Origin of the sequence: Caecibacteroides pullorum, from assembly GCF_019239235.1 — a bacterium.
GTDB lineage: Bacteria > Bacteroidota > Bacteroidia > Bacteroidales > Bacteroidaceae > Bacteroides > Bacteroides pullorum.
On record NZ_JAAZTS010000020.1, the window covers coordinates 1 to 23,276 of the forward strand.

The following is a 23,276-nucleotide window of genomic DNA, read 5'->3' on the forward strand; positions in this document are numbered from 1 at the left end:
CCTGTTCGACAAGACTAATTTCAATGATGTCAAAGATCTATATAATCCCATTATTCCGGGGCTATTTGATTAATTGTTTAACTCGTCCCATTTTAACGGGACACTAGTGGAGTGCCCTAAAAGTTAATATCAACTTTTAGGAGCACTCTACAATTTTAAATTGCCTATTGTTTAACACTCTCTTGTAGAATTTAAAGCTACATCAAGTTACTGGCCAATTCGCTCAATTCGCTGCGCTCGCCTTTCACGAGATTGACGTGGGCGAAGAGGTTTTGGTCACGCATACGGTCAATCATATACACAAGGCCGTTGGACTGGCTGTCCAAATAGGGCTGGTCAATCTGCTGGATGTCGCCCGTAAATACCATCTTCGTCCCCTCGCCCGCACGGGTAATGATAGTCTTGATCTCGTGAGGTGTCAAATTCTGTGCTTCGTCGATGATACAGTAGGTTTCACTCAGGCTTCGACCACGAATAAATGCCAGGGCTTCAATAACGAGTTGATCGCTCTTTTGCATATCTTCCAAACGTTTCACTTCACTGGAGCTGGCAGCAAACTGATGCTTGATGACATTCAGGTTATCGAACAGAGGTTGCATGTAGGGAGCAACCTTTTCATTGGCATCACCTGGCAAAAAGCCGATGTCCTTGTTGGAAAGGGCCACAATGGGACGAGCCAACAGAATCTGTTTGTATTCGTTCATCTGCCGTAAAGCAGCGGCCAAAGCCAGCAAAGTCTTTCCCGTACCTGCCTTACCCGTCAGCGCTACAAGCTTGATGTTTGGATCATTTAGCACCTCGAAGGCAAAGCTTTGTTCGGCATTGCGCGGCTCAATGCCATAGTTCTTCGACTTGTTGACACGACATACTGCATGGCTGAACGGATTATAGCGGGCCAAAACACTGTTTCGGTCGCTTTTCAGCACGAAGCATTCGTTGGGATGAATAATGTCCTTGAAAGGAAACTCGCTGATATCGATACCTTCTTTCGAGGAATAAATGTTGTCGATCAGCGTAGGATCTGTACCTTCAAACACTTCGTTGGACTTTTCAAAGATATCCACATTAAGTACTTTGTCAGTAATGTAGTCCTCACAAAGAATGCCGACAGAACGAGCCTTCATCCTCAAGTTGACATCCTTAGTGACAAGGATAGACTTCATCTTGGGATACTTCGTCATCAACCAGTCGGTCACAGCCAAAATCTGATGGTCAGGTTTGTGCTCAGGGAAAGAATCGTACACACGTTTGGACTCTACATTGCCAGTCACAACAAACAATTTTCCCAATCCTTCCCCCAAAGGAGCCCCTTTCGTAAACAGATTATCATCAGTAATTTCATCTAACTCGCGAACAAACTCACGGGCATTGTAATTGATCTGCTCATTGCCTTTCTTAAACTTATCCAGTTCTTCCAACACGACAATGGGAAGATAAATGTCATTCTCCTGAAAATTTTTCAGACACTTGTAATCGTGCAGAATCACATTCGTGTCGATTACGAAATTTTTCTTTGCTCCCATACTCATTAGATTTAAATAGTACGTATCTTTGTTGCCTTTAAAGATAACAAATTAGTAAATAGAAAGGATTTGTTTCCCGTTAAATATTTCAAATGATGGACTATCAGAGCACATTATCTTACTTATATAACAGTGCCCCCCTGTTTCAGCAGGTAGGAAGCGCTGCCTACAAGGAGGGACTGCAGAATACCCTCACCCTGGACGAACACTTTGGACATCCGCATCGACGCTTCCGCACCATCCACGTAGCGGGCACCAATGGCAAAGGTTCCTGCTCGCATACCTTAGCTGCCATCCTGCAGGAGAGCGGCTACCGTGTGGGGCTCTATACGTCGCCCCATCTGGTAGACTTTCGCGAACGCATCCGTGTGAACGGACAACCCATCTCAGAGGAATATGTCGTGGACTTCGTAGAAAAGGAACGGGCCTTCTTCGAACCGCTCCACCCGTCGTTCTTCGAACTGACCACCGCCATGGCTTTCCGTTACTTTGCAGATGAACAGGTAGACGTGGCCGTCATCGAGGTAGGTCTGGGCGGACGATTGGACTGTACTAACATCATCCGCCCCGATTTGTGTATCATAACCAACATTAGCTTCGACCACATGCAATTCCTAGGCCACACGCTGGCACAGATAGCAAGCGAAAAGGCGGGAATCATCAAGGAAGGCACACCTGTAGTCATCGGCGAAACTACACCCGAAACAAAGCCAGTTTTCCTAGCCAAAGCAACCACAATGCACGCGCCCATCTACTTTGCCGAGGACTATGACCGCGAAGACTATCCAGGCATTGAATTCGAACTAAAAGGTCTCTATCAGAAGAAGAACAAACAGACAATACTTACCGCTCTCCCCCTGCTGAAGGAGGCCGGTTACCGCATCGATGGCACCAGCGTAAGGAGCGGATTCGCGCATGTCACCCGTCTGACGGGACTCATGGGACGCTGGCAAAAGTTGCAGGATGCTCCTACCCTAATCTGCGACACAGGACACAACGTGGGTGGCATCCGCTACATTGTGGAGCAACTCAAACAACAGACTTACCGCCGCCTGCACATCGTCATGGGCATGGTGAACGACAAGGATATCCGCGGCGTACTGGCACTGCTACCACGTGAGGCCGTCTACTATTTCACCCAAGCCAGCGTGAAGCGTGCCCTGTCCGCCGAAGAAGTGAAAAGACAGGCCGAAGAGGCCGGATTACAAGGAGAGTGCTACCCCGATGTACCTGCCGCTGTCAGAGCTGCACAAGAAAAAAGCCTCCCCGAAGACTTCATCTTCGTGGGAGGCAGCAGTTTCATTGTGGCCGACCTGTTAACGCACCGCGATGCACTCAATCTCCACTAAAGCATCCTTGGGTAATGCCTTCACGGCTACCGCCGAGCGGGCTGGGAAATCGCCCTCAAAATAAGTGGCATATACCGAATTCATGTCAGCAAAGAGAGACATATCGGCCAGAAAAACGGTAGTCTTCACGATATTGGCCATGCCCAAGCCTGCTTCCTCAAGAATGTGCTTCACATTCTCCAATGACTGGCGGGCTTGCGCAGCAGCCCCTTCAGGCATTACGCCTGTAGCTGCATCAATGGGCAGCTGACCTGATACAAACACCATTCCATTGGCCTCAATAGCCTGACTGTAAGGTCCGATGGCACCAGGTGCTTTCGGACTACAAATTACTTTCTTCATGTTGCTTTCAATTTTTAATTCTAATCTTACCTTTATTTTTCTCCAGTTAGAAAAAAATTTTTCTCTAACTGTGCAGTATTTCTTCTCAAACTGCATTTATAATAGTGAATGCATAAAGCAATATTCACTCATAACCTTTTTTTCATACCTAGACTTAACTAAGAAGGGGGAAAAGCCCCGAAAGAGGATGCGCAAAAAGCGCATCCTTTTTCTTTTCTTGTCAATCTAGCCTATTTACAATTCTTCTCAATCAAAACATCGACATTAGGATCACCCAATTCTTTTGCTTTAGCAAAGCTTTCACAAGCAGCAGCTTTCTGCTTCATTTGTATTTGAGCAATACCTATTAAGCGATAAGCTTCAGCATATTTGGGATCTATCTCCAAAGCCTCCTTCAGAATCTTTACAGCTTCTTCATTACGTCCTACTCGTATATTGACAACAGCCAACTCAGCACGATAGGTCAAATCCTTCGGATTCAGCTCGATTGCTTTCGCCAAATCATCGAGAGCACGCTGGTATTGACGTGCTTTCAAGGCTGCCTGCTCACGATAGTAATAGAACACATCGTTCACATTACCCTTCACTGCATCATAATATGCGTCATAATCAAGCATGGCATTACGTGCTTTTCCAACCTTCATCAACGCCTGAGCACGCTCCAACAAATAAGGAGCAGCCTCTTGTGTATAAGGTTTGTTGAATCGAGCCACACAACTGTCAATCACGGCCAGAACCTCTTCGGGCGATGCTCCCATTGCTTCCTTTATCTTAGCTGTAGTAAAGAGTGTGGCGGCCGATCCAAGCTCGGACTGATTCACCTTCTCATAAGCTTGCAAAGCACCTGCATAATCGGCTTTAGCATAAAGAATATCCCCTTCTGTCTGTACATAAACTGGCAACGGTTGAATCGCAATAGCCTGACGGATTTCATCCAAAGCCTTGTCAAACGACCAATCTTCATAAGGTTTCTCGGAATGAGAAAGAACATAATTGTAAATTATCTTAGCACGACTAAAAAGAACATCATCCTTCTTTGCTGCCACCTTCAGAGCTTGATCCAAGTCTTCAACCACGAGCTTCATGGAAGCCTCATCGTCCGACGCGAATAAACGTTGTGATGCACGACGTAAGTAACCATCAGAACTATTCGGATACTGACGGATAAAATCCTCTAATACTTCCATATACTTTTCTGGTGAAAGCTGTGAGGATGCCATATATAAAAATATGAGCGCCTCCTCTTCTGTCTCAGGCAGTGCTTTCTTGATACCAATATCCTTCAAAGCCATATCACTATAGGACAAAGCAGCAATTTTTTGTGCCATCACATAATTGGCATCTACTGCATAACAGATGCTGGCTGTATCCTGTCCCGAAGCTTTCTGCGCTAAACCGAAAACATTTCCCTCCATTGTCATCAGCGGACAACTTACCATCTTGTCCTTCAACTTCATATCAAGCGTATAGTATGAATAGTTTTCGGCCACCTTATCTACAGCTTTCACTTTACCGGCTGTATAGGTACGACTTTTTTGAGTGGAATATGGTAACAGATAAACTTCACTACCCACAACAGGAGCCGAAGCTGCAAGCACCAAAGCGGGTACTTTCTTCTCTGTAATGCCTACTTTGAACTTCACAACATCATACATATCGTCAGCACCCATAATGGCGTCGACCGGCATCTCCTTACCTTCGTAATTAACAATAACGGCACGGCGCGCGCCCTTGAACAGGGAATAGTCCGACAGGGCTACTCCGTCTTCACTCACAAAAAAACCGTTGCCCGTGTTCAGCATCTTGTCGTCCTTGTCATAGGTCACGATAGAGAATACGGCACGTTTGGCCTTATCCACCCATTTGGGTTGGGAGAAAGCCCATTGAGCCACCAGTGAGATGGCAAACAGCAATAGTATTTTCTTTTTCATCAGCATATAATCAGTTAATTCGTTGTTTTACTGCTTCATATATCAAAATGCCTGCCGCTACGGATACGTTGAGCGACTCGATGGTACCCAGCATCGGGATCTTCACCCACTCGTCGCACAGGGCCAAGTTGTCGTAGGAAACGCCCTTGTCCTCGGCTCCCATAATGATGCACATCGGGCCGGTATAGTCAGCCTTCGTGTAGTCGTAGTCGCCCTTCTCAGTGGCAGCTACGATGTGGAAACCGCTGTTCTTGAGGTATTGCAAGGTTTCCTTCAGGCTCTGCTCACGACACACGGGCAGGGTATGCAGGGCGCCGGCCGAGGTTTTCATGGCATCGGCATTCACCGTCACGCTGTTCCTGGCAGGGATGATGACGGCATCGACCGCCGCACACTCGCAAGTACGGGCAATGGCACCGAAGTTGCGCACGTCCGTCACGCCGTCGAGCATCACGAAGAGCGGATTCTTGCCCTGCTCGAAGAGGAAGGGTACGAGGTCCTCCGTCTTCTGGTAGGTGACGGCCGAAACGAAAGCCACCACGCCCTGATGATTCTTGCGCGTAATCTTGTTGATGCGCTCCACAGGTACCCGCTGGACGGGTATCAGTGTCCCCTTGAGGGCGGCAAACAGTTCCTTGGACAGGTCGCTCTGTATGTCTCTCTTCACCAGTATCTTGTCGATGTCCTTACCGGCCTGTATGGCTTCTATCACGGCACGGACGCCGAAAATCATTTCGCTTTTGTCTGTCATTCGTTTATCTTATTAGTTTATTTATCCAGTTTCAACAAGGCGCGGGCATTGTTCAGCGCGGCCTCGGTCAAGGTGGCTCCACTCAGCATGTGGGCCAGTTCCTCCACCCGTTCGTCATCGGTCAGGCGACGGATGTGGCTGTTCGTCTCCACCTCGTTGTCTTCCTTATATACTTTATAGTGGGCGCGGCCGCGCGCGGCTATCTGCGGCAAGTGGGTGATGCTGATGACCTGACGGTCGTTGTCGCCCATCTCCTGCATGATGTCGGCCATGCGATCGGCAATCTCGCCTGACACGCCCGTGTCGATTTCGTCGAACACGATGGTGGGCAACTTGACGGCTCCGGCTATCATGGCCTTGACGGACAGCATGACACGCGCAATCTCACCCCCCGAAGCCACGGACGAAATATTCTGCAACACCCCGTTCTTGTTGGCCGAGAAGAGGAAGTTCACTGTATCGGCTCCATGCACACCCGGCTCCTTGCGTACGCCCATCTCCACCTGAAAGCGGACATTGGGCATGCCAAGCGGCACCAGCCGTGCGGCCATTTGCCGCTCCACTTCGCGGGCGGCACGGGTGCGCGCTTCGGTCAAGACCTGTGCCTGCGCGGTGACCTGACTGAAGAGTTCCTTCACCTGCGCTTCTAGGCGAGCGATGTCTTCGTCGGACGACGTGATGGCCGAAAGTTGCAAAGCATAGCTTTCCTGCAAGGAAAGCAGTGCTTTGACCGTATCAACACGATGCTTTTGCTGGAGCGAATAAATGAGATTGAGGCGGGCGTTCACTTCGTCGAGGCGGGCGGGATTGAATTCGACTTCTTCTTCCTTGTCGGCCACCTCCTGCGAGATATCCTTCAGCTCGATATAGACACTGTCCAGACGGTCGGCCAATTCGCCCGCAGGAGCAAAGACCGAGCGCAAGCCCATCATCGTATTTTGGCAGTCCTTCAAGGCTTCGAGCACACCGCCTTCGTCGGCGTTCAGCACCTGTCCGGCCCGATAGAGGCCGGCCTTGATATCTTCGGCATGAGTCAGCATCTCCGCTTCCTGCTCCAACTCTTCCTGCTCACCGTCGGTAAGGTTGGCTTCCTCCAGCTGCTCCAGCTGGAAGCGGATGTAGTCTTCGTCCGCACGACTCTGCTCGGCACGGGCCACAAGCGCCTCCAGGTCCTGACGGGCCTGCCGCCAGTCGTTGTACAACTTCTGATAGGCGGCCAGCTCGGCATCGTCGTGCGCCAGCAGGTCGAGCACGTTCAACTGGAAGCCCTCCTTGTTGAGCAAGAGGTTCTGATGCTGGGAGTGGACATCGATGAGCAGCTCGCCCAGCTCTTTCATCTGCGCCAGCGAGGCAGGTGTGTCGTTGATGAAGGCACGGCTCTTACCCGAAGCATAGAGCTCGCGGCGCAGGATGCACTCGTCTTCGTACTCCAGTTCGTTAGCTTCGAAGAAAGGTTGCATGCCATAGGCCGACACGTCGAAGCGCGCCTCAATGATGCATTTCGAAGCCCCCTTGCGGATGGACTTCACGTCGGCACGCTGACCCAGCAACAGGCCGATGGCTCCCAAAATGATGGACTTGCCGGCACCTGTCTCGCCTGTGATGACTGAAAAGCCACTATCGAAGCCAATGTCCAGCTTCTCGATCAACGCATAGTTTTGTATGTAGAGCGAACGCAACATAGTATCTTACTCCGTTTCTATTGGTTCAATACTTCGGCCAGCCGGTCGACGATGTCGACGGCCACCTCGTCTTTGGTTTTCAGCGGATATTCCCTACGGCCTTCGGCGTCAATGATGGTCACCTTGTTGGTATCGTAGCGGAAACCTGCCCCTTTGTCGTTCAGCGAATTCAGGACGATGAAGTCCAGATTCTTGCGTTTCAACTTGTCCTCTGCATTCTGTTGCTCGTTGTGCGTTTCGAGCGCAAAACCCACCAAGACTTTCCGTTCGGTCGAATCGGCCTTCATCCGGCCCAATGCGGCGGCAATATCCTGTGTTGGTTTCAGGGCGAGGGTCATATTGCCCGTCTTCTCGCGCTTGATTTTCTCGTCGGCCACATGCTCGGGCGTATAGTCGGCCACGGCCGCACAGAGGATGGCGGCATCGGCCTGGGGGAAGAGCGAAGTAGCGGCTTCGTACATCTGCGCGGCCGACTCCACATCGCGCCTTTCGGCCATCGGATAGCGGGTTGTGCGTTGTACAGGCCCCGTCACGAGCAGGACACGGGCACCACGGCTAGCGCACTCGTCGGCCAGTGCAAAGCCCATCTTGCCCGACGAATAGTTGCCGATAAAGCGAACGGGGTCTATCTTTTCGTACGTCGGCCCTGTGGTTATCAGGATGGTCTTTCCCTTGAGGTCGCCTTCCTGCGCCGTAAAGTATCGCTCCAGATGGCGGATGATGTTTTCGGGTTCTTCCATGCGGCCCTTACCCACCAGATGGCTGGCCAGTTCGCCCGTACCCGGCTCGATGATGTGGTTGCCATAGGAACGGAGCTTCTCCAGATTCTGTTGAGTGGACGGATGGGCAAACATGTCGAGGTCCATGGCCGGAGCCACGAATACAGGCGCCTTGGCCGAGAGGTAGGTCGTGATGAGCATGTTGTCGGCAATGCCGTTGGCCATCTTGCCGATGGTCGAAGCGGTAGCAGGCGCTATCAGCATGGCGTCGGCCCAAAGGCCCAGGTCCACGTGGCTGTTCCACGTGCCGTCGCGTTGGGCGAAAAACTCGCTGATGACGGGCTTGCTGGTGAGGGCGGACAACGTAATGGGCGTAATGAACTCCTTGCCCGCAGGCGTAATGACCACCTGCACCTCCGCCCCGCGCTTGATGAGACCGCGGATGATGTAGCAGGCCTTATAGGCGGCAATGCTGCCCGTAATGCCCAAGACTATCTTCTTGCCTTTCAATACATTTGCCATAAGCGTTTTCTTTTATTTCTGAGTCAGTTCGCGCAGACGGATTTTCGTCAGCATGGCCTTGGTGTTCAGTGTAAAGTCACTGTTCAATATCCAGCCGTAGTAGCCAGGATCACGTTTCAGCACCTCGGCTACAGACATGCCCTTGTACTTGCCAAAGTTGAAGACTTCGATGCCCTTATCATCGTAAACCATGCGGCCGGCAAAGTCAACATTCTTGTTGAAGCTCGAGAAGTCGGAAAGGAAATTCACGTCGTTCTGCAAGTCTTCAGGATAACGGTCGAGCTGTGCCATCAGCACTTCATAGGTAGCTCTTGTGTCGGCCTCAGCCGTATGAGCATCCTCCAGGTTCTTGCCGCAATAGAACTTGTAAGCAGCAGAAAGAGTGCGCTGCTCCATCTTGTGGAAGATAACCTGCACGTCGACAAACTTACGCCGGCTCAGGTCGATGTCCACCTCGGCACGGAGGAACTCTTCGGCCAGCAGGGGGATATCGAAACGGTTGGAGTTGAAGCCAGCCAAGTCGCAACCCTCGATGTCGTTGGCTACGCTACGTGCTACTTCCTTGAACGTAGGGCAGTCGGCCACATCGGCATCATAGATGCCATGTACAGCCGATGCCGCCTCGGGAATATGCATACCCGGATTGATGCGCATCGTCTTCGACTCTTCGTTTCCATTAGGATAAACTTTGAGATAACAAATCTCGACGATACGATCGCTATTGATATTAGTACCAGTGGTCTCCAAATCGAAGAACACCAGTGGATTTTTCAAATTCAGTTTCATATCATTTGTTTAAAGTGAGGGAGACAAACGAACGAGTTGGCAAGCCAATAAAGCCATAGCGGAAACAGCCCGTTTCCTCAACTTTACCACTTGTCAACTCGTCCGTCCGACATCCTCGGACTGTTCTTGTTTAGTCGTTCAACATCATTGGCATCAACAACATCAGCAAGTCCTCCTTCTCTTCCTGCTCTACAGGGATGATGACGCCTGCGCGCGAAGGGTCGGCCAGTTCGATAACCACTTCTTCAGCCGAAATGTTGTTCAGAATGTCCAACAGGAAAGTAGACTTGAAGCCGATACTCATATCATTGCCGTCGTACTGGCAGGTTTGTGTTTCTTCGGCCGATGTAGAAAAGTCGATGTCCTGCGCAGAAATTGTAATCTGATTGTTGCTCAGGCGAAGCTTGATAAGGCTGCTGGCTTGTGACGAAAAGATCGATACACGACGCAAGGCACCGATCAGCGACTGGCGGTCTACCGTCACTTTATAAGGATTGTTCTGCGGAATCACCGAATTGTAGTTGGGATAACGGCCTTCAATCAGGCGGCACACCATGCGATAGTTCTCCAACGTGAAAACGGCGTTGCGTTCGTCGAACTCGATCATTACCGTCCCCTGCTCACGGGCAAGCAAGTTTTTCATCAGGTTGGCAGGCTTTTTTGGAAGAATAAAAGCTGCACGCTCGTTGCCATGGGCAGCAAAAGTCTTGCAACGCACCAGCTTGTGTCCGTCGGAAGCCACCATCGTAATGTCATCGGTCGTGATGTCAAAATAAATACCATTCATTACAGGACGAAGTTCATCGTCGGCCGTGGCAAACACCGAACGGTTAATCCCATTCAGCAAGACCTCTGCATCGATTTCCACCCGTACTGCGTTGTCGCCCAACTGCGTCAGTTGCGGAAACTCGTCGGCACTCTGCCCCATCAGGCTGTATTTACCATTCTGATATTGCACGTTTATCTCCAAAGTCCCGATATTGATATCGAAAGCAAGCGGCTGTTCAGGTATTTCCTTCAGAGCATCCAGCAACGTCTTGGCCGTAACAGCAAAACGTCCGTCCGCATCACTTTCGTTCACTTCAAGGGAAGTCACCATAGTAGTCTCGCTGTCCGAAGCCGTGACAGACAAAGTTCCGTCCTGCAGGTCAAACAGGAAGCAATCCAAAATGGGCAGCGCGTTCTTCGAATTGATTACACGACTAACAGCCTGTAAATGACTGGAAAGCGCAGTGCTCGACACAATAAATTTCATATATCCGTAGTATTTAAGTTTTTTATATCAATAAGTTGAGGTTTGCAGCACAAAGTTAACAAAAGAATTTCCTACTGACAAAGAATATGGAAAGAAAAAACCAAAGATAATACTTCCTATTTTCCTAAAAAAGCGTAACTTCGCCCCATCAAAAACCAGAAAATACTATAATTACAATGGAATTTACAGGAAAAATTATTGCCATATTGCAGCCAAGAGGCGGTACGTCCAAAGCTGGCAACGAGTGGAAAGTGCAGGAATATGTCATCGAAAATCACGACCAATATCCACGCAAAATGTGCTTCGATGTGTTCGGAGCCGACAAGATCGAACAATTCAATATCCAGATGGGCGAAGAACTGACCGTTTCGTTCGACATCGACGCGCGCCAATGGCAAGACCGCTGGTTCAACAGTATCCGTGCATGGAAGGTAGAACGTGTGGGCGCCGCAGCTCCTGCCGCAGCTCCAGCTTACGACATGCCTACTCCCCCGCCCGCTCCGACCGCAGCTCCAGAATTCCTGAGCAGCGACTCGACGGACGACCTGCCTTTCTGATCCCACGCAAGAACAGAAAAACAAGAATAAAGAAGAGACTCTGCCAACAGAGTTCTCTTCTTTTTTGTATCTATACAAACCATTCGACAAAGCAATGCTTTCCCTTCAGGAAAACGATGCTTTCCCATAAAGAAAGCACTGTTTTATTCACGACCACACAATGGGCGGCATCCGCCACGAAATGAATCCTAACATCATTCTGCCGGCACATCCGGGTAAGCATAAAGAAGCACCAGATTGGGATAGATTACATTTTCGACACAACAGAGCTGAATAGAAAGTAGGAAATGACGGAAAAAATCGGCATGAGCCAGGAAGAAAGGTGGTAGCAAATCTCGGCTCAAATCGGGATGAAGTACCACCTCTGACAAGTCTGCCATTACCAACGCCTGATAATCCGGAGCCAATTTTTCAGTTGCTATCTCATAAAACAGTTGAGATTCAAGCACGTCACCCTGTTCCAACGATATCACATAGGCAGCCAAGCTCTGTTCATCAGGCGAAAGCAATAAACTATGCTTATAAAAACAGGCATAAGTAAATGCAGGCCCACCAGTATAACCAGCTAACAGAGCCGTCAACCTATGATCAGGTAGACGGTAAAGCCTCAACCCGGATACACCTGTTGCTGCCGAAAAACTCTTATAAAAAGGATAACGTCCTTGAGAAACGGAATACAAAAGCTTTTGTAGTTCCCATTGTGCGTGAGCGACATCTTTTACAGATATGTTTAGCACGGTAAAAGGTTTCCTGGCTGCGGTGTTGTCAGAAAGGAAACCGCAAGACAACATCTGTGATCCTGCTTCCAACTGGAAGTAACTGGCCAGAGATGCATCAAAAGACCCATTGGCTGCTACAACCATGGCAGAATCAGTTTGTAACTGCTTTAAGGCACATTCTACCTCAGCTTTTGATGCAGAAAGGGTACCTACCTTATATAGGAAAGTAGAAGCTGGTAGTTTGTCACCAGAAAATCCCTCCAACGGATAAGAATCGAAAAGAGCATCTCTCAAAGGAATTCCCAGTGTATCACTACCATGGACAATGCCCGCACAATAAACTCCTTCCTCAGCAAATTTTAAATTAAACTCCAACCACAGAGATGCATCAGTAGCAAACTGGGATGCGGTTCGAACCGGCCAACGGACATAAACCGTAGTATTATTTTCTTCACGTTTTTTCTCATTTGTAAAATGAAATGTATCAAGCTGAGCAAGCGTTTTCTTCTGTTTCCACGCATCAATCACTTGCTCTACCAACCGTTTTTGGAAACTTACAACCAAAAAATCACGCTTCATCCAGACAGCCAAAAAACGCCCATCTACGAGAGGATAGACTTCTATCGTCTGCCCTCTATAACTAGATGTACGTGAAGGAAATGTAGCTGATCCACTACGACGAAGATGGTTTTCCAATAACGTACGATCACCAGTTCCCATACGACAATAAAGGACCTGATCATTTTGAAGATCAGGGTTATGAAAACTGACGACCAATTCATTCATCTCCCACCTTAAACCATGAGGTTCCTCTTCCATAAACGAACGTAAATACTTCTTTACAGAAGAAAAAAGATCGGAAGCATAGAGAAAATGCCCGTTACGGCTACATACCATGTTATCGATATCCTCAACCAATTCCGCCGCACAATCAGTTTCGAACACGGCCTCTACATCTTGTGGAATCAAAGTAAACAAATCAAAATTTCGTCGTTCCTCCACCGTATCCAAACGCATGAAAGAGTACACAGCAAATCCCGTGCAAAGAAGGACGATGCACACTATCAGGCTGACTCGTATCAAATTATTCGGCTTCATGGCTTTACGATGCTTGATTTTGCAAAAATAAACATTTCTACTAATAAAGCAAAACTATAGCCAAAAAGTTTAAAGAAAACGAGCGTTTTATCCATCTAACTCTTTCAAAACCTCCTAACAGAAGTATGTAAGTTCAATGAACAAACGCCCATTTACAACGCTTAATTTTCTTTTTTCTGATAATACCGTACGTAGTCAATCTCCATTCGTGCCGGAAAGATGGATTCATCAATCAGGTTTAGCCTGAATGGTTTGGATAGGATTGTCACTTTCCTGCTGTCCAACCTGAAATAGTCCAAGAGGCTGTTCAGCATGGATGCCATGCGTCCTGCCGAAGTCTTTATTGTTTCCGCATGGCGCACTCGGCTATCCTTGTTGTCATCGTTCAGCAAAAGTTCGGCGTTGCCGCTGATGGCGGTCAAAGGTGTACGCAGTTCATGGCTTACGTTCTGTATGAGGTTGCGCCGCAAGCGTAGAAGTTTCTCGTTCTTGGCGTTGCTCTCCTGCAATTTGCCGATAAGCTTTTCACGCTTTTTCTTTTCGTCCGCGTTGCGTTTCAGTTCCCTATGGATGGTGAGATAGGACAGGAACAGCAGGATGATGGCTGCCGATATGGTAGCGGTGAACAGCCTGACGGATAGGCTTTGCGCCTCCGCCATCTTCCGCTCTTTCTGTATGAACGCCCCCAATGCCTGCCTGTCAAGGTCGCTGACAAGACGGTTCAGTTGGGTGTTCAATGTCCGGTTACGTATGCGAAGGCTGTCGGTGTAGGCATCCATCTCCGTCGCCTGTTTCCGTTGCAGGGCAATCAAGCTGTCGCCAAACTCGTGCAACTCTTGGGCTGAGGGAAGTACTTGTACGGTCTTTTTGCCGCCGAAGAAACCTGCGATGCCCTTTTTCTTCTGCTGTACGGTGCGCAGACTGGTCGCACGTTTCGCCACTTCGGGCAGGTGGTTCACCAAAATACTGTCGGCTTCTTCCTGCCGTTCAAATACCGACATGATATGCCGCAGATGTTCTTCCTTGTTTGCCAGTAGAGAGCGAAGAGTGTCTATCTGCGCTGGATGCACATATGCTGCACAATGGAACTTCAATGCTTGTAACAGGCTATCTGTACACAGACGTTGGATACGGTAATGACTACAGTCTGTTCTGTGCCAATCAATGACACTCTCTCCCAACATGGTAAGCCGAGTGATATATCGATGGACATTGTGAATATCACGTATAGCTTGCTGTACTTCGCTGTTTTGTGAATCAATTTCTGATATTCGATGTCGCTCGTGTATCAGAATTGATGCCATAAAGCCGATAAGTACAACTAAGATAAAATATCCTACTAACACTTTATTCCGTAAATTCATTTAAGAATCTATTATTTGAAAGGATGCCTGCTTTATAAAAACAGACATCCTATTGATTTCTATGCCGCTTTTTACAGTTTCCATCCTGAGATTTGTTCCTGAATGTTCCATAGTTGGGCATACAACCCTTTAGCCTGCATCAATGTTTCATGCGTACCTTTTTCCCTTATCCGTCCGTTATCCAACACGATAATTTGGTCTGCGTCCTTAATAGTTTTAAGTCTGTGGGCAATGGCGATGACAGTACGCCCTTTGATGAGTGTGTCTATGGCTTTCTGTACTTCCACTTCATTTTCGGGGTCAAGTGAGGCGGTCGCTTCGTCAAGCAGGATGATTTGTGCGTCTTTCAGCATGGCACGGGCTATGGATATGCGTTGCTTTTCTCCGCCCGAAAGGGTGCAACCCCCTTCTCCCACCATTGTGTCGTAGCCTTGAGGCAAGCGCATGATGAAGTCATGGCAACAGGCTTTTTTAGCTGTGGCTATAATTTCCTCTTCCGTCGCATCCGTTTTACCGAAACGGATATTGTTGCGTATGGTGTCCTGAAACAGATAGACATCTTGGAACACCATAGAGATGTGGCTCATTAGGCTTTCGGGATTTATCTCGTTCATCGGAACTCCATTGAAAAGAATGCGTCCTTTCTGTGGGTCGTAGAAACGGGCGCAAAGCTTCATCACCGTACTTTTCCCGCTTCCCGAAGGACCGACAAGAGCCGTCAAGGAGTTTTTCGGGAGCGTAATGTTTATATCATGCAACACTTCCTTGTCTTGATAGGCAAACGATACGTGTTCAAACCGGATGTCGCCCGCTGCCGGGGATTGCCGTTCTCCTTTCATCTCAGGCTCGTTCATCAAGGAAAGGATGCGTCCACCGGCAATGGAAAAATAGCGGAACTCGGTAAAGTTTGTCAGGGCGGAAGTCAGCGGGTCGAACACACGAGAACCGACCACAAGGAACAGCACGAATACAAGGATTGAAAGTTTTCCTCCCAACAGAAGATAAGTTCCACATAATACCATCATTGTCAGCCCGGCACGTACCAAAGTGATGCTCAACAAGACGAACGGGCCTAACAAGGCTTCCTGACGGATGCAAGCACGGCGAAGTTCTGCAAACGCATCGCGTAACCTGACAAAGCGGTCACCTATCAGATTGTACGCTTTCATTACACGAATACCCTGTAAGTATTCTTCCAACCGATTTCCAGCATTTATTTTTGCTTGAATTTGCCTGCCGCTTAACTTCCGCTGTGCCTTTGTGCTTGCCCACAGGACGAGCAAGGCAAGCGGCAAGGCGGCAAACATACTGACCGCCATCCTCCAATCTATCCATACAAGCGAAGCAAAAGCCAGTACGGGCATGACTATGGCACCCATAAGTTGGGGCAGGTGGTGCGAAATTCCGGTTTCTGCCATCATGAAGTCCGTAACAAGCATAGACGACAAATCACCCGGATCACGTTTCGACAAAAAGCCCAACGATAGTTTCCGCAAGTGCTCCGCCAGCGACAAACGCCCGGAAGCACTCATTTCGTATGCTCCTCTAAAATTGGCTCGGTAGGATGCCCGTTCTGCCAAAGCCATGACCAGCATATAAACAGCCATAATGCCGAATATCCACCACAGGCGGGTCGTGTCAAGCGGCTGTCCGCTCCCGTCAAATGCACTGAAAATGATACGTATCGCTTCTATAGAAAGACAAAACGGTACTATATTCACTAAGTTGGCAAGCATGGTGTAACCCACCGGCTTGTAAAGTCTTTCCGTGTGACCTATTGTAATATTCTTTATTGCATTCATATCTTATTTTATTTATATGCTATAATATGTATTTCTTCCTTTTTACGGATTGTTCTGATGGATGAAAATCCGACTTCATGCAACCGTTCTTCCAATTCTGCCGGAGTATAGACAACCATACCGTCTATCCGTTCCGTCCACATTTTTCCAAGTTCGGGGTCGCTCGCTTCCAGACTAATAAGGAAACAACCTCCTTCTCGGAGAACACGCGCCACTTCAGACAACGCTATGTTTACAGGCGACCAGAAATAGACCGTTTCAAAAGCCGTGATAGCATTAAAGAATCCATCCTCATAAGGTAATGAACAAACATTCCCTTGTTGTATGAAACATCTTTTATTCAAGTCTTTTTCGTTGTACTTTTGGGCGAATGAAACACTTTCTTCTGACAGGTCTATGCCGTAGATATTTCCTTTTGGACATAAATTCAATAAACGTTTCAAATTCGCACCACCGCCACAGCCTATATCAAGAACATTCCAATTCGGCTGCCATTCCACTTGCTTCATGCCACGATTAGCTAAAGATGCATGAAAACAATTCATTCCTCGCAAAATCATCCGTCCCCAAAATCCTTGCGGACAACTTGTGTTTTGCAAGACCTTGTTTAAGAAATTCTTCTTTCTCATATTGCTTTTAGTTTTTGTTCAATGTCCAATGGTATGCGCTCGTATAGGCATCCCACATATTTTTATATACACCCTCCGTCACGGACAGCTGTTCATGCTTTCCGCATTGCACAATGCGTCCTTCTTTCATGACGACAATCTGATGTGCGGAGATGATGGAAGAAAGGCGATGGGCAATCACAATGACCGTCTTGTCCTTTATCAGCGACTGCAAAGCCATCTGCATTTTATGCTCGTTTTCAGGGTCAGCGAAAGCAGTCGCTTCGTCCAACACCAGTATCGGAGCATTCTTCAATATGGCACGAGCCACACATATCCGTTGGGCTTCACCGCCGGACAGGAATACACCTTTATCGCCTATCCTTGTTTCGTAGCCTTGCGGCAAACGCTCTATGAAATCGTGGCATTGGGCAGCTTTCGCAGCGGCTATCACCTTTTCTTTTGTAGCATCTGGAGAACCTACGGCAATGTTCTCATATAATGTGTCGTAAAAAAGGAAATTGTCTTGAAATACAAATGAAACCATGTCCATCAGTTTTGCCGTATCTATCTGACGAATGTCAATACCTCCTATACAAATTTCCCCTTGCTCCACATCCCAGAACCGGGGTATTAGGTTGGCAACCGTTGATTTTCCGCTTCCTGAAGGACCGACAAGGGCGGTTATCTTTCCTTGTGGAGCTTTGAAGCTGACATCACGCAAGGCTTCCGTTCGTGTTCCCTGTTCCGTGTTTTCGTAGAAGAATGACACATGACGGAACTCTACATCGTAAGCGGCAGGCACTTGCGGATGTTCCGGCTCCGGCACAGGTTTCTTTTCCAGTATGCGGTCAATGCGGTTTACTCCTTCGTTGATGTCGCGCGTATTCCCTCCTAAAAAAGTCAGTTTGTAAACGGGCGAAGCCATACCCGGTCCCATGATGATAAAAAACAGCCACACCACAGCCAATGAGAGTGATTGCGGACTGGCTTGCAACAGCAGAATACCCATAGGAAGAATAAACGTAACCATCGAATTAAGCAAGACGGTAAATGCTATCATACCGTTCTGATATGTGTCACAGCATTTCAAGGCGAATGTCTTGTACGCCTGAATCTCGGCATTGAACTGACGGAACGAACGGACGCTCTGCCCGAAAATCTTGACTACGGGCATTCCCCGTACATACTGCACGGCAGATGCGCTCATCTTTTCCTGCGCATCGTAATAGATGGCCATGAACTCCCTTGCCCTTTTTCCCATGAAATTGGAAAATTGCAGGAATAAGCTAAGCACCACAACGGCCAGGCACACGACTGTCAGCCACACATCCAGCGAGAAAAAGATGACCAGCATTACCACTACCGTTGCCATTACATTAACCAAATCCGGAATGGTATGGGCGATGAAGCCCTCTATTTTCTCGATATTCTGGTCCATTGTTTTCTTGATGGCTCCCGTAGAGGTATTGTTCAAATATCCCAAAGGCAGTTTGCCGATATGTTCAGACAGACGGACACGCAACCCATACAAGATACGGAATGCAGCCACATGTGAGGACATCAGGGCGGCATAGAGCAATATCAATCCGCCAACAAGCCCTCCAAATGCAATCCATCCCCAACGCATCATGTCCGTTCCGTCCAAAGCGGAAAGATTGGAGCCATTCGACAGCAACTCTTTCAAAATTTCATAAACTGCCCAATAAGGCACAAGCATACACACCGCGCTGCCAGCCGACAGCAGACCTGCTAATATAAGCAGACCTTTCCTTTGTCCCGCTATCTCGAACAGACGGGACAAACCTTTTTTCTTTTTTGATTTCTCCATTGTTATTACGCTATTTTGAAATGATTTTATATCCGAGCAATGAACTGAATTTGTAGCAAAGCCAAGGGATGCGCCCCAATATCTGCCCGAAGAAAAATCCCCAGCGTGAACGGAAGAACTTCATATAGTTAGCCTGTTCAATGAGCTTTAAAGACGGTTCCCATTGTTCCACCACATACCCGTTGCTTATGCCGGAACGGATTTGAGCCTCGTGTTTGCGGAGCGAATCGGGCTTCACACCATGTCGGCTCATTATCGTGCCGCACACGTCAAACCACAATTCACCTCCCCCGAAACGGCTTGCCACGTGATGCAGGAAGGATTTTACTTGCTTCTCGTAGAAGTACATCAGTACCCCCTCCACGATGAAGATAAATTCTGCTTCGGGGTGCTTCCGGCGCAGGTCATCCATCCAGTCGGTCTCCAACAAAGACGCTTCAATATAGACATTGTCCGGCTGTTCGGGTATCAATTCCCGGCGTAGAGCAATGACCTCAGGCAAATCCAAATCATAAAAGACTGCTTTCTGACTTCCGATACGCTGGAAACGGGTATCCAGTCCACATCCCACATTGACCACGACCGGATGCGAATGTGCTTTAATAAATCGGCGCACAGCGCAGTCAAAATACCATCCACGCACCACGCATCCCACTTCGCTCAACTTTGCCCCGTCGAACTGGGAATAATCGTATTCCAAACTGTCCGCCAGCCATTCCGCAGCCTTGTCATATAGGATGGGATTATTCCGGCTGCTTTCTTTGGCTCTCATGTATAGCGGAATAAGCAATGTTTCCGCTACAATGCTCTTAAACTCGTATTTCTGTTTCATATTTTGGGATATTTAATAGTGAACGATATTCAGAATTGTTCATAAAAAAAGGAGGAAACCTCCGTGAAGATTTCCTCCTTGCCAACCGTTCTGATGCGGTTGAATGTTCGTATGTACGTTGTCTGTTCATATCTTAATAATAGCCCTCCAACCTTGGATTTCAAACAGGATATAATCGTGCAAAATAGCCTCCATTTCTTGCCGGGGTACGGAATGCATCAATAGTTCCTCGAACATCGTGAACATCCATACCGTATGCAAATGAATGATAAAATCGGACACAGCCGTATTGATTTCGGGATGTTTCCGCTGCATGGACGCGAACCACGCCTTAACCAATTCCGTGGAACGGTCGGTATAATTCTCACGGAAGCGTTCCAATGAAGAACCTTGCGCACGGAACAACAGTATTTCCATTAGCGAACGGTGTTTGTCTATAAGCGAAACATATTCGTCAATGCAGGATTTCAGGTATTTTTCCGACCGCATCATCATAATATCTTCGCCCCGTATGCCGTGGTGTTCTTGCAGCATGGCTTCCAAAGCGCACAAAACAGGACGGACCACTTCATGGAATAATTCATCTTTGCTTGTGAAGTAGTTATAGATATTCCCGACACCAACCCCAGCTAACTCCGCTATTTCGCGCATGGAAGTTTTGGAATAGCCTTTCTTCTCGAATTGCTGCCTGGCAATCGTCAATATCCGACCCCGTATGTCCTCTTTCAGCACTTGCATTTATAATGAACAATGTCTGTTTTTTATTTTTTTGCAAAGGTACAAGGCTTGAAATTGTCGGGCAATACCTATTTTTAGGGATTTTGCGTCTTCCAAAACATGGGGAGCAAGCCGTTTCGGTACGCCCGAAACACAAACCTGCTCCCATAAAAACTTTGCCCCAATGGATACTCCTGTTTCTTTAAGTCAATCGTATTCCATAAAACAAAGTCATACTTCATTCTAAACAAGCTCTAATTTATTAGCAGGCTTATTTGAGCTTGAAGAACGCCACAGGCTACCACACCGATGCCAAATGCTGCCACGCAGGTGCGAAGCGGTTGGATTGTGCCGGACTTCGCTTTTCTTTGCATCACGGACGCTTGGAACAGCCGTCACGGGGTCGGCGGATAACGCCACTCCCTGCCACAAGCTGCCACGATTGTGCCAACCCATCGTTTGATGCGTAATGCTCATTTACTTTGCGTCCAAAATCGAGTATCAACATTAAAAACAGTATTGACAATGGAAGTATTGATTTTTCAGAAAGAGGCGTTTGAGGAAATGACGACGAAGTTCAGCCGTTTCTCAGACCGTGTGAACGAACTCCTTGCCAAGCAAGGCAGCAAGTCATTAAACCGTTGGATGGACAACCAAGAGGTCTGCCAACAGTTGAACATCAGTCCGCGCACCTTGCAGACGCTGCGTGACAACGGCACGCTGGCTTATTCGCAGATAAACCACAAGGTGTTTTACCGACCGGAAGATGTGCTGCGCATCGTCAAGCCTGTGGGGAACAAACGTGCGACCAAAAGTATTTGATATTTAAATGACCACTAAATCCAACGTAACAATGAGTGAAATGATTACCAAGAACCATGCGCTTGTCGCCGAGTTCGGCGACAGCCTTGACCGTCTTCTGGACGGCATCGAGAACTTTATGGCAAACAGCCGTCCGACATTGGGCGGTGAACGCTTCCTGACGGACAGGGAGGTGTCGGCACGGCTGAAAGTGAGCCGACGCACCTTGCAGGACTACCGCAACAACGGCATAATCGCCTATTACCAGTTGGGCGGCAAGATTCTGTACAAGGAATCGGACATCGAACGGATGCTTGCCGCCAATTACCGGGAAGCGTTCAGGTAGGCTGACGGGAATTCCCTGTAAAACGGTGTTACCCTCAAACGGCGTAAGAGATAGCCTTACACGCCGTTTGAGGGTATCTCATACGCCGTCTGAGGTCTGCTCAATTTCCCGCTCTCTTTCCACGCGACGGGGAGAGCGAAAAGAAAAGGTTGACGGACTGTCTGTTGTTCATGGTCAGCCTGCCCATGATGAACCGCCGGAAAGCCACGCTCTCCCTACTTCTCAACTTGAAGGAAACGGCTATCACCATTTCAAGACTGTAAACATCGTAGTTTATCCCGTTGTCCTGTTTGATGTACCGCTTCGTTTCGCTTTCCAACAATTCCATGTTTTTGTAGATAGAGTGTATAGCCTTGCGGATGTCGCAGCCGAACACGTTGAACGCATCGGACATTTCCTGCTGCGTCATCCAAACGGGAGCGGTCGGCATGGCAACCGCCCCGTTTTCTGTGATTGTGATTATTCCCCGTTCCATTGTCATGCCTCATATTATTTATTATCAATGCTTGTTCCTTTTGGCAGTTCTTGTCTTTTGTACCATTTGCCCGTTCCGTACATCATTCTGACCGCCATCAGAGTGTCCATGTCCTTTGAAATCTTCTTGTCAGTCACCTCCGCGTACCGCTGGGTGGTCTTTATGCCTGAGTGCCCCATCATCTTGGCGATGCTCTCAATGGGTATGTCCTCCGAAATCAAGAAAGTTCCAAACGAGTGTCTGCTTTGATGGTAGGACAAGTTTTCTTTCCGTCCTATCGCCACGCCCAGCTCGTGTATCTCGAACCACATCTCGTCACGGCTCGGAAGCGGAAACACGGGCTTCGTGTCGTCGGTCGTGTTGTAGAGGTCGAGTATCTGCTCCGCTATCGGATGCAGGGGGATGAACGCCTCCACGTTGGTCTTCTTGCGGTTGATGCGGATGTAACGCCTGCCGTCCGCCGTCGTGCCGATATGGTGCGGATGGAGCAGCATGATGTCCACATACGCCAAGCCAGTGAACGTTGAAAACAAAAATGCCCTGCGCCCAAGTTCCTGCAACGGGTCGAGCATGGGCGTTTCAAGGATGGCTTTCAGTTCCGCACGGCTGATATGCCTGTGCTTCGGCGCGGGCTTCTTCTCGTATTCCATGTCCTCCAACGGGTTGGCACGGAGTATCTCGTAGTCCACGGCGAGGTACATCAGCTTGCTCAGCCAGCACAGGCACTTGTTGATTTGCTGTGCGCTGAAATTCTTGTTGCGCTTCATGAAAGCCTTGTAGGAACTGCCGAACTCCTCCGTAATGTCGCTGAACTCGATGTCCTCCTTGCCCAACGATGTGAGATAGTCTTTCAGGTATTTCTGGTAATATCCCGAATGGCGGTAGGTGGACGTGGAGTTTATTTCCTTTGAACGGGCAAGCAGCCGTTCACGCTCCCTTTCGCCCATCTGCAGCAGCTTGGTGGGTATGACGGCTTTCCTTGCCAGCGCATTTTTGAGCAGTTCGGCACTCACCACGTTCTGTTTCTTTAACGAATCCTCATAAGCAAGTTCAACGGACTTCTTGAACTCCTGCAAGCGGTTGCTCTCGCGGACGGTGCGAATGGTTCCCTTGCTGCTGTTCCAGTCCTCCGGTCTGCAATAGATGCCCGTCGCCATCGTGGAACTCTTGCCGTCTATTGTGATGCGGCAGAGGACGGCGGTCGTGCCGTCAGCCTTTACCTTGTTACGGTTGATGTACGGTAATATGGAAAATGTACTGCGCATG

21 protein-coding genes are annotated in these 23,276 nt (G+C 48.5%); 4 read left to right on the plus strand and 17 right to left on the minus strand.

The window, feature by feature from the left end; genetic code table 11:
- Window positions 1–197: 197 nt before the first annotated feature.
- Window positions 198–1,523 (minus strand): PhoH family protein, encoded by a 1,326-nt coding sequence (locus HF894_RS11670; protein WP_021846505.1) that lies wholly within the window; start codon window positions 1,521–1,523, stop codon window positions 198–200.
- 95 nt (window positions 1,524–1,618) lie between these two features.
- Between HF894_RS11670 and HF894_RS11675 the strand changes: the two genes are divergently transcribed.
- On the plus strand, window positions 1,619–2,872 hold the full coding sequence (locus HF894_RS11675; RefSeq protein ID WP_204972579.1) for a bifunctional folylpolyglutamate synthase/dihydrofolate synthase: 1,254 nt from the start codon (window positions 1,619–1,621) through the stop codon (window positions 2,870–2,872).
- Here the strand turns inward: HF894_RS11675 and HF894_RS11680 are convergent.
- The 7 genes from HF894_RS11680 to dnaN form a co-directional block, all read right to left on the minus strand.
- On the minus strand, window positions 2,840–3,214 hold the full coding sequence (locus HF894_RS11680) for a RidA family protein (RefSeq protein ID WP_075317285.1): 375 nt from the start codon (window positions 3,212–3,214) through the stop codon (window positions 2,840–2,842). The two genes, HF894_RS11675 and HF894_RS11680, sit on opposite strands and share 33 nt — an antisense overlap.
- Window positions 3,215–3,444: 230 nt before the next feature.
- Window positions 3,445–5,145: a serine protease gene (locus HF894_RS11685; RefSeq protein ID WP_204972538.1), complete on the minus strand. Its 1,701-nt coding sequence runs from the start codon at window positions 5,143–5,145 to the stop codon at window positions 3,445–3,447.
- Between the two features lie 10 nt (window positions 5,146–5,155).
- The gene (gene rlmB, locus HF894_RS11690) at window positions 5,156–5,896 is read right to left on the minus strand and encodes a 23S rRNA (guanosine(2251)-2'-O)-methyltransferase RlmB (RefSeq protein WP_204968948.1); all 741 of its coding nucleotides are present in this window, start codon (window positions 5,894–5,896) and stop codon (window positions 5,156–5,158) included.
- 17 nt (window positions 5,897–5,913) lie between these two features.
- Window positions 5,914–7,578, minus strand: a complete 1,665-nt coding sequence (gene recN, locus HF894_RS11695; protein ID WP_204972540.1) for a DNA repair protein RecN — start codon at window positions 7,576–7,578, stop codon at window positions 5,914–5,916.
- A 17-nt stretch (window positions 7,579–7,595) separates the two neighbouring features.
- On the minus strand, window positions 7,596–8,819 hold the full coding sequence (gene coaBC / locus HF894_RS11700) for a bifunctional phosphopantothenoylcysteine decarboxylase/phosphopantothenate--cysteine ligase CoaBC (RefSeq protein WP_204972542.1): 1,224 nt from the start codon (window positions 8,817–8,819) through the stop codon (window positions 7,596–7,598).
- Window positions 8,820–8,831: 12 nt separating this feature from the next.
- A complete protein-coding gene (locus HF894_RS11705) occupies window positions 8,832–9,605 on the minus strand; it encodes a 3'-5' exonuclease (RefSeq protein WP_021846498.1) in 774 nt (257 codons plus the stop codon).
- A gap of 130 nt (window positions 9,606–9,735) precedes the next feature.
- On the minus strand, window positions 9,736–10,860 hold the full coding sequence (dnaN, locus tag HF894_RS11710) for a DNA polymerase III subunit beta (protein WP_204968951.1): 1,125 nt from the start codon (window positions 10,858–10,860) through the stop codon (window positions 9,736–9,738).
- Window positions 10,861–11,036: 176 nt separating this feature from the next.
- Here dnaN and HF894_RS11715 point away from each other — a divergent pair, with 176 nt between their 5' ends.
- Window positions 11,037–11,417, plus strand: a complete 381-nt coding sequence (locus HF894_RS11715) for a DUF3127 domain-containing protein (RefSeq protein ID WP_021846496.1) — start codon at window positions 11,037–11,039, stop codon at window positions 11,415–11,417.
- A 194-nt stretch (window positions 11,418–11,611) separates the two neighbouring features.
- Here HF894_RS11715 and HF894_RS11720 read toward each other — a convergent pair whose 3' ends face one another.
- The 7 genes from HF894_RS11720 to HF894_RS11750 all read right to left on the minus strand — a co-directional run bounded on the left by HF894_RS11720 (window position 11,612) and on the right by HF894_RS11750 (window position 20,409).
- Window positions 11,612–13,234, minus strand: coding sequence for a DUF3352 domain-containing protein (locus HF894_RS11720; RefSeq protein WP_204972544.1), 1,623 nt, complete (start codon window positions 13,232–13,234; stop codon window positions 11,612–11,614).
- Window positions 13,235–13,395: 161 nt separating this feature from the next.
- Window positions 13,396–14,235 carry a sensor histidine kinase gene (locus HF894_RS11725; protein WP_204972545.1) on the minus strand — a complete coding sequence of 280 codons (840 nt, stop codon included), beginning with the start codon at window positions 14,233–14,235 and terminating at the stop codon, window positions 13,396–13,398.
- Between the two features lie 434 nt (window positions 14,236–14,669).
- On the minus strand, window positions 14,670–16,400 hold the full coding sequence (locus HF894_RS11730) for an ABC transporter ATP-binding protein (protein WP_204972547.1): 1,731 nt from the start codon (window positions 16,398–16,400) through the stop codon (window positions 14,670–14,672).
- A gap of 8 nt (window positions 16,401–16,408) precedes the next feature.
- Window positions 16,409–17,029, minus strand: a complete 621-nt coding sequence (locus HF894_RS11735; protein ID WP_122120994.1) for a class I SAM-dependent methyltransferase — start codon at window positions 17,027–17,029, stop codon at window positions 16,409–16,411.
- Window positions 17,030–17,036: 7 nt separating this feature from the next.
- Window positions 17,037–18,839, minus strand: coding sequence for an ABC transporter ATP-binding protein (locus HF894_RS11740; protein ID WP_204972549.1), 1,803 nt, complete (start codon window positions 18,837–18,839; stop codon window positions 17,037–17,039).
- A 10-nt stretch (window positions 18,840–18,849) separates the two neighbouring features.
- Window positions 18,850–19,671 (minus strand): class I SAM-dependent methyltransferase, encoded by an 822-nt coding sequence (locus tag HF894_RS11745; RefSeq protein WP_204972551.1) that lies wholly within the window; start codon window positions 19,669–19,671, stop codon window positions 18,850–18,852.
- Between the two features lie 126 nt (window positions 19,672–19,797).
- Window positions 19,798–20,409, minus strand: coding sequence for a TetR/AcrR family transcriptional regulator (locus HF894_RS11750; RefSeq protein WP_025277673.1), 612 nt, complete (start codon window positions 20,407–20,409; stop codon window positions 19,798–19,800).
- Between the two features lie 504 nt (window positions 20,410–20,913).
- Here HF894_RS11750 and HF894_RS11755 point away from each other — a divergent pair.
- Together HF894_RS11755 and HF894_RS11760 are read left to right on the plus strand one after the other, a co-directional pair.
- Window positions 20,914–21,210, plus strand: coding sequence for a helix-turn-helix domain-containing protein (locus HF894_RS11755; protein WP_018710103.1), 297 nt, complete (start codon window positions 20,914–20,916; stop codon window positions 21,208–21,210).
- Window positions 21,211–21,241: 31 nt separating this feature from the next.
- Window positions 21,242–21,535, plus strand: coding sequence for a helix-turn-helix domain-containing protein (locus tag HF894_RS11760; protein ID WP_075317298.1), 294 nt, complete (start codon window positions 21,242–21,244; stop codon window positions 21,533–21,535).
- Window positions 21,536–21,635: 100 nt separating this feature from the next.
- Here HF894_RS11760 and HF894_RS11765 read toward each other — a convergent pair whose 3' ends face one another.
- On the minus strand, window positions 21,636–22,016 hold the full coding sequence (locus HF894_RS11765) for a transporter (RefSeq protein WP_200806325.1): 381 nt from the start codon (window positions 22,014–22,016) through the stop codon (window positions 21,636–21,638).
- 8 nt (window positions 22,017–22,024) lie between these two features.
- Window positions 22,025–23,275: a site-specific integrase gene (locus tag HF894_RS11770; RefSeq protein WP_204972553.1), complete on the minus strand. Its 1,251-nt coding sequence runs from the start codon at window positions 23,273–23,275 to the stop codon at window positions 22,025–22,027.
- Between the last annotated feature and the right edge of the window lies 1 nt (window position 23,276).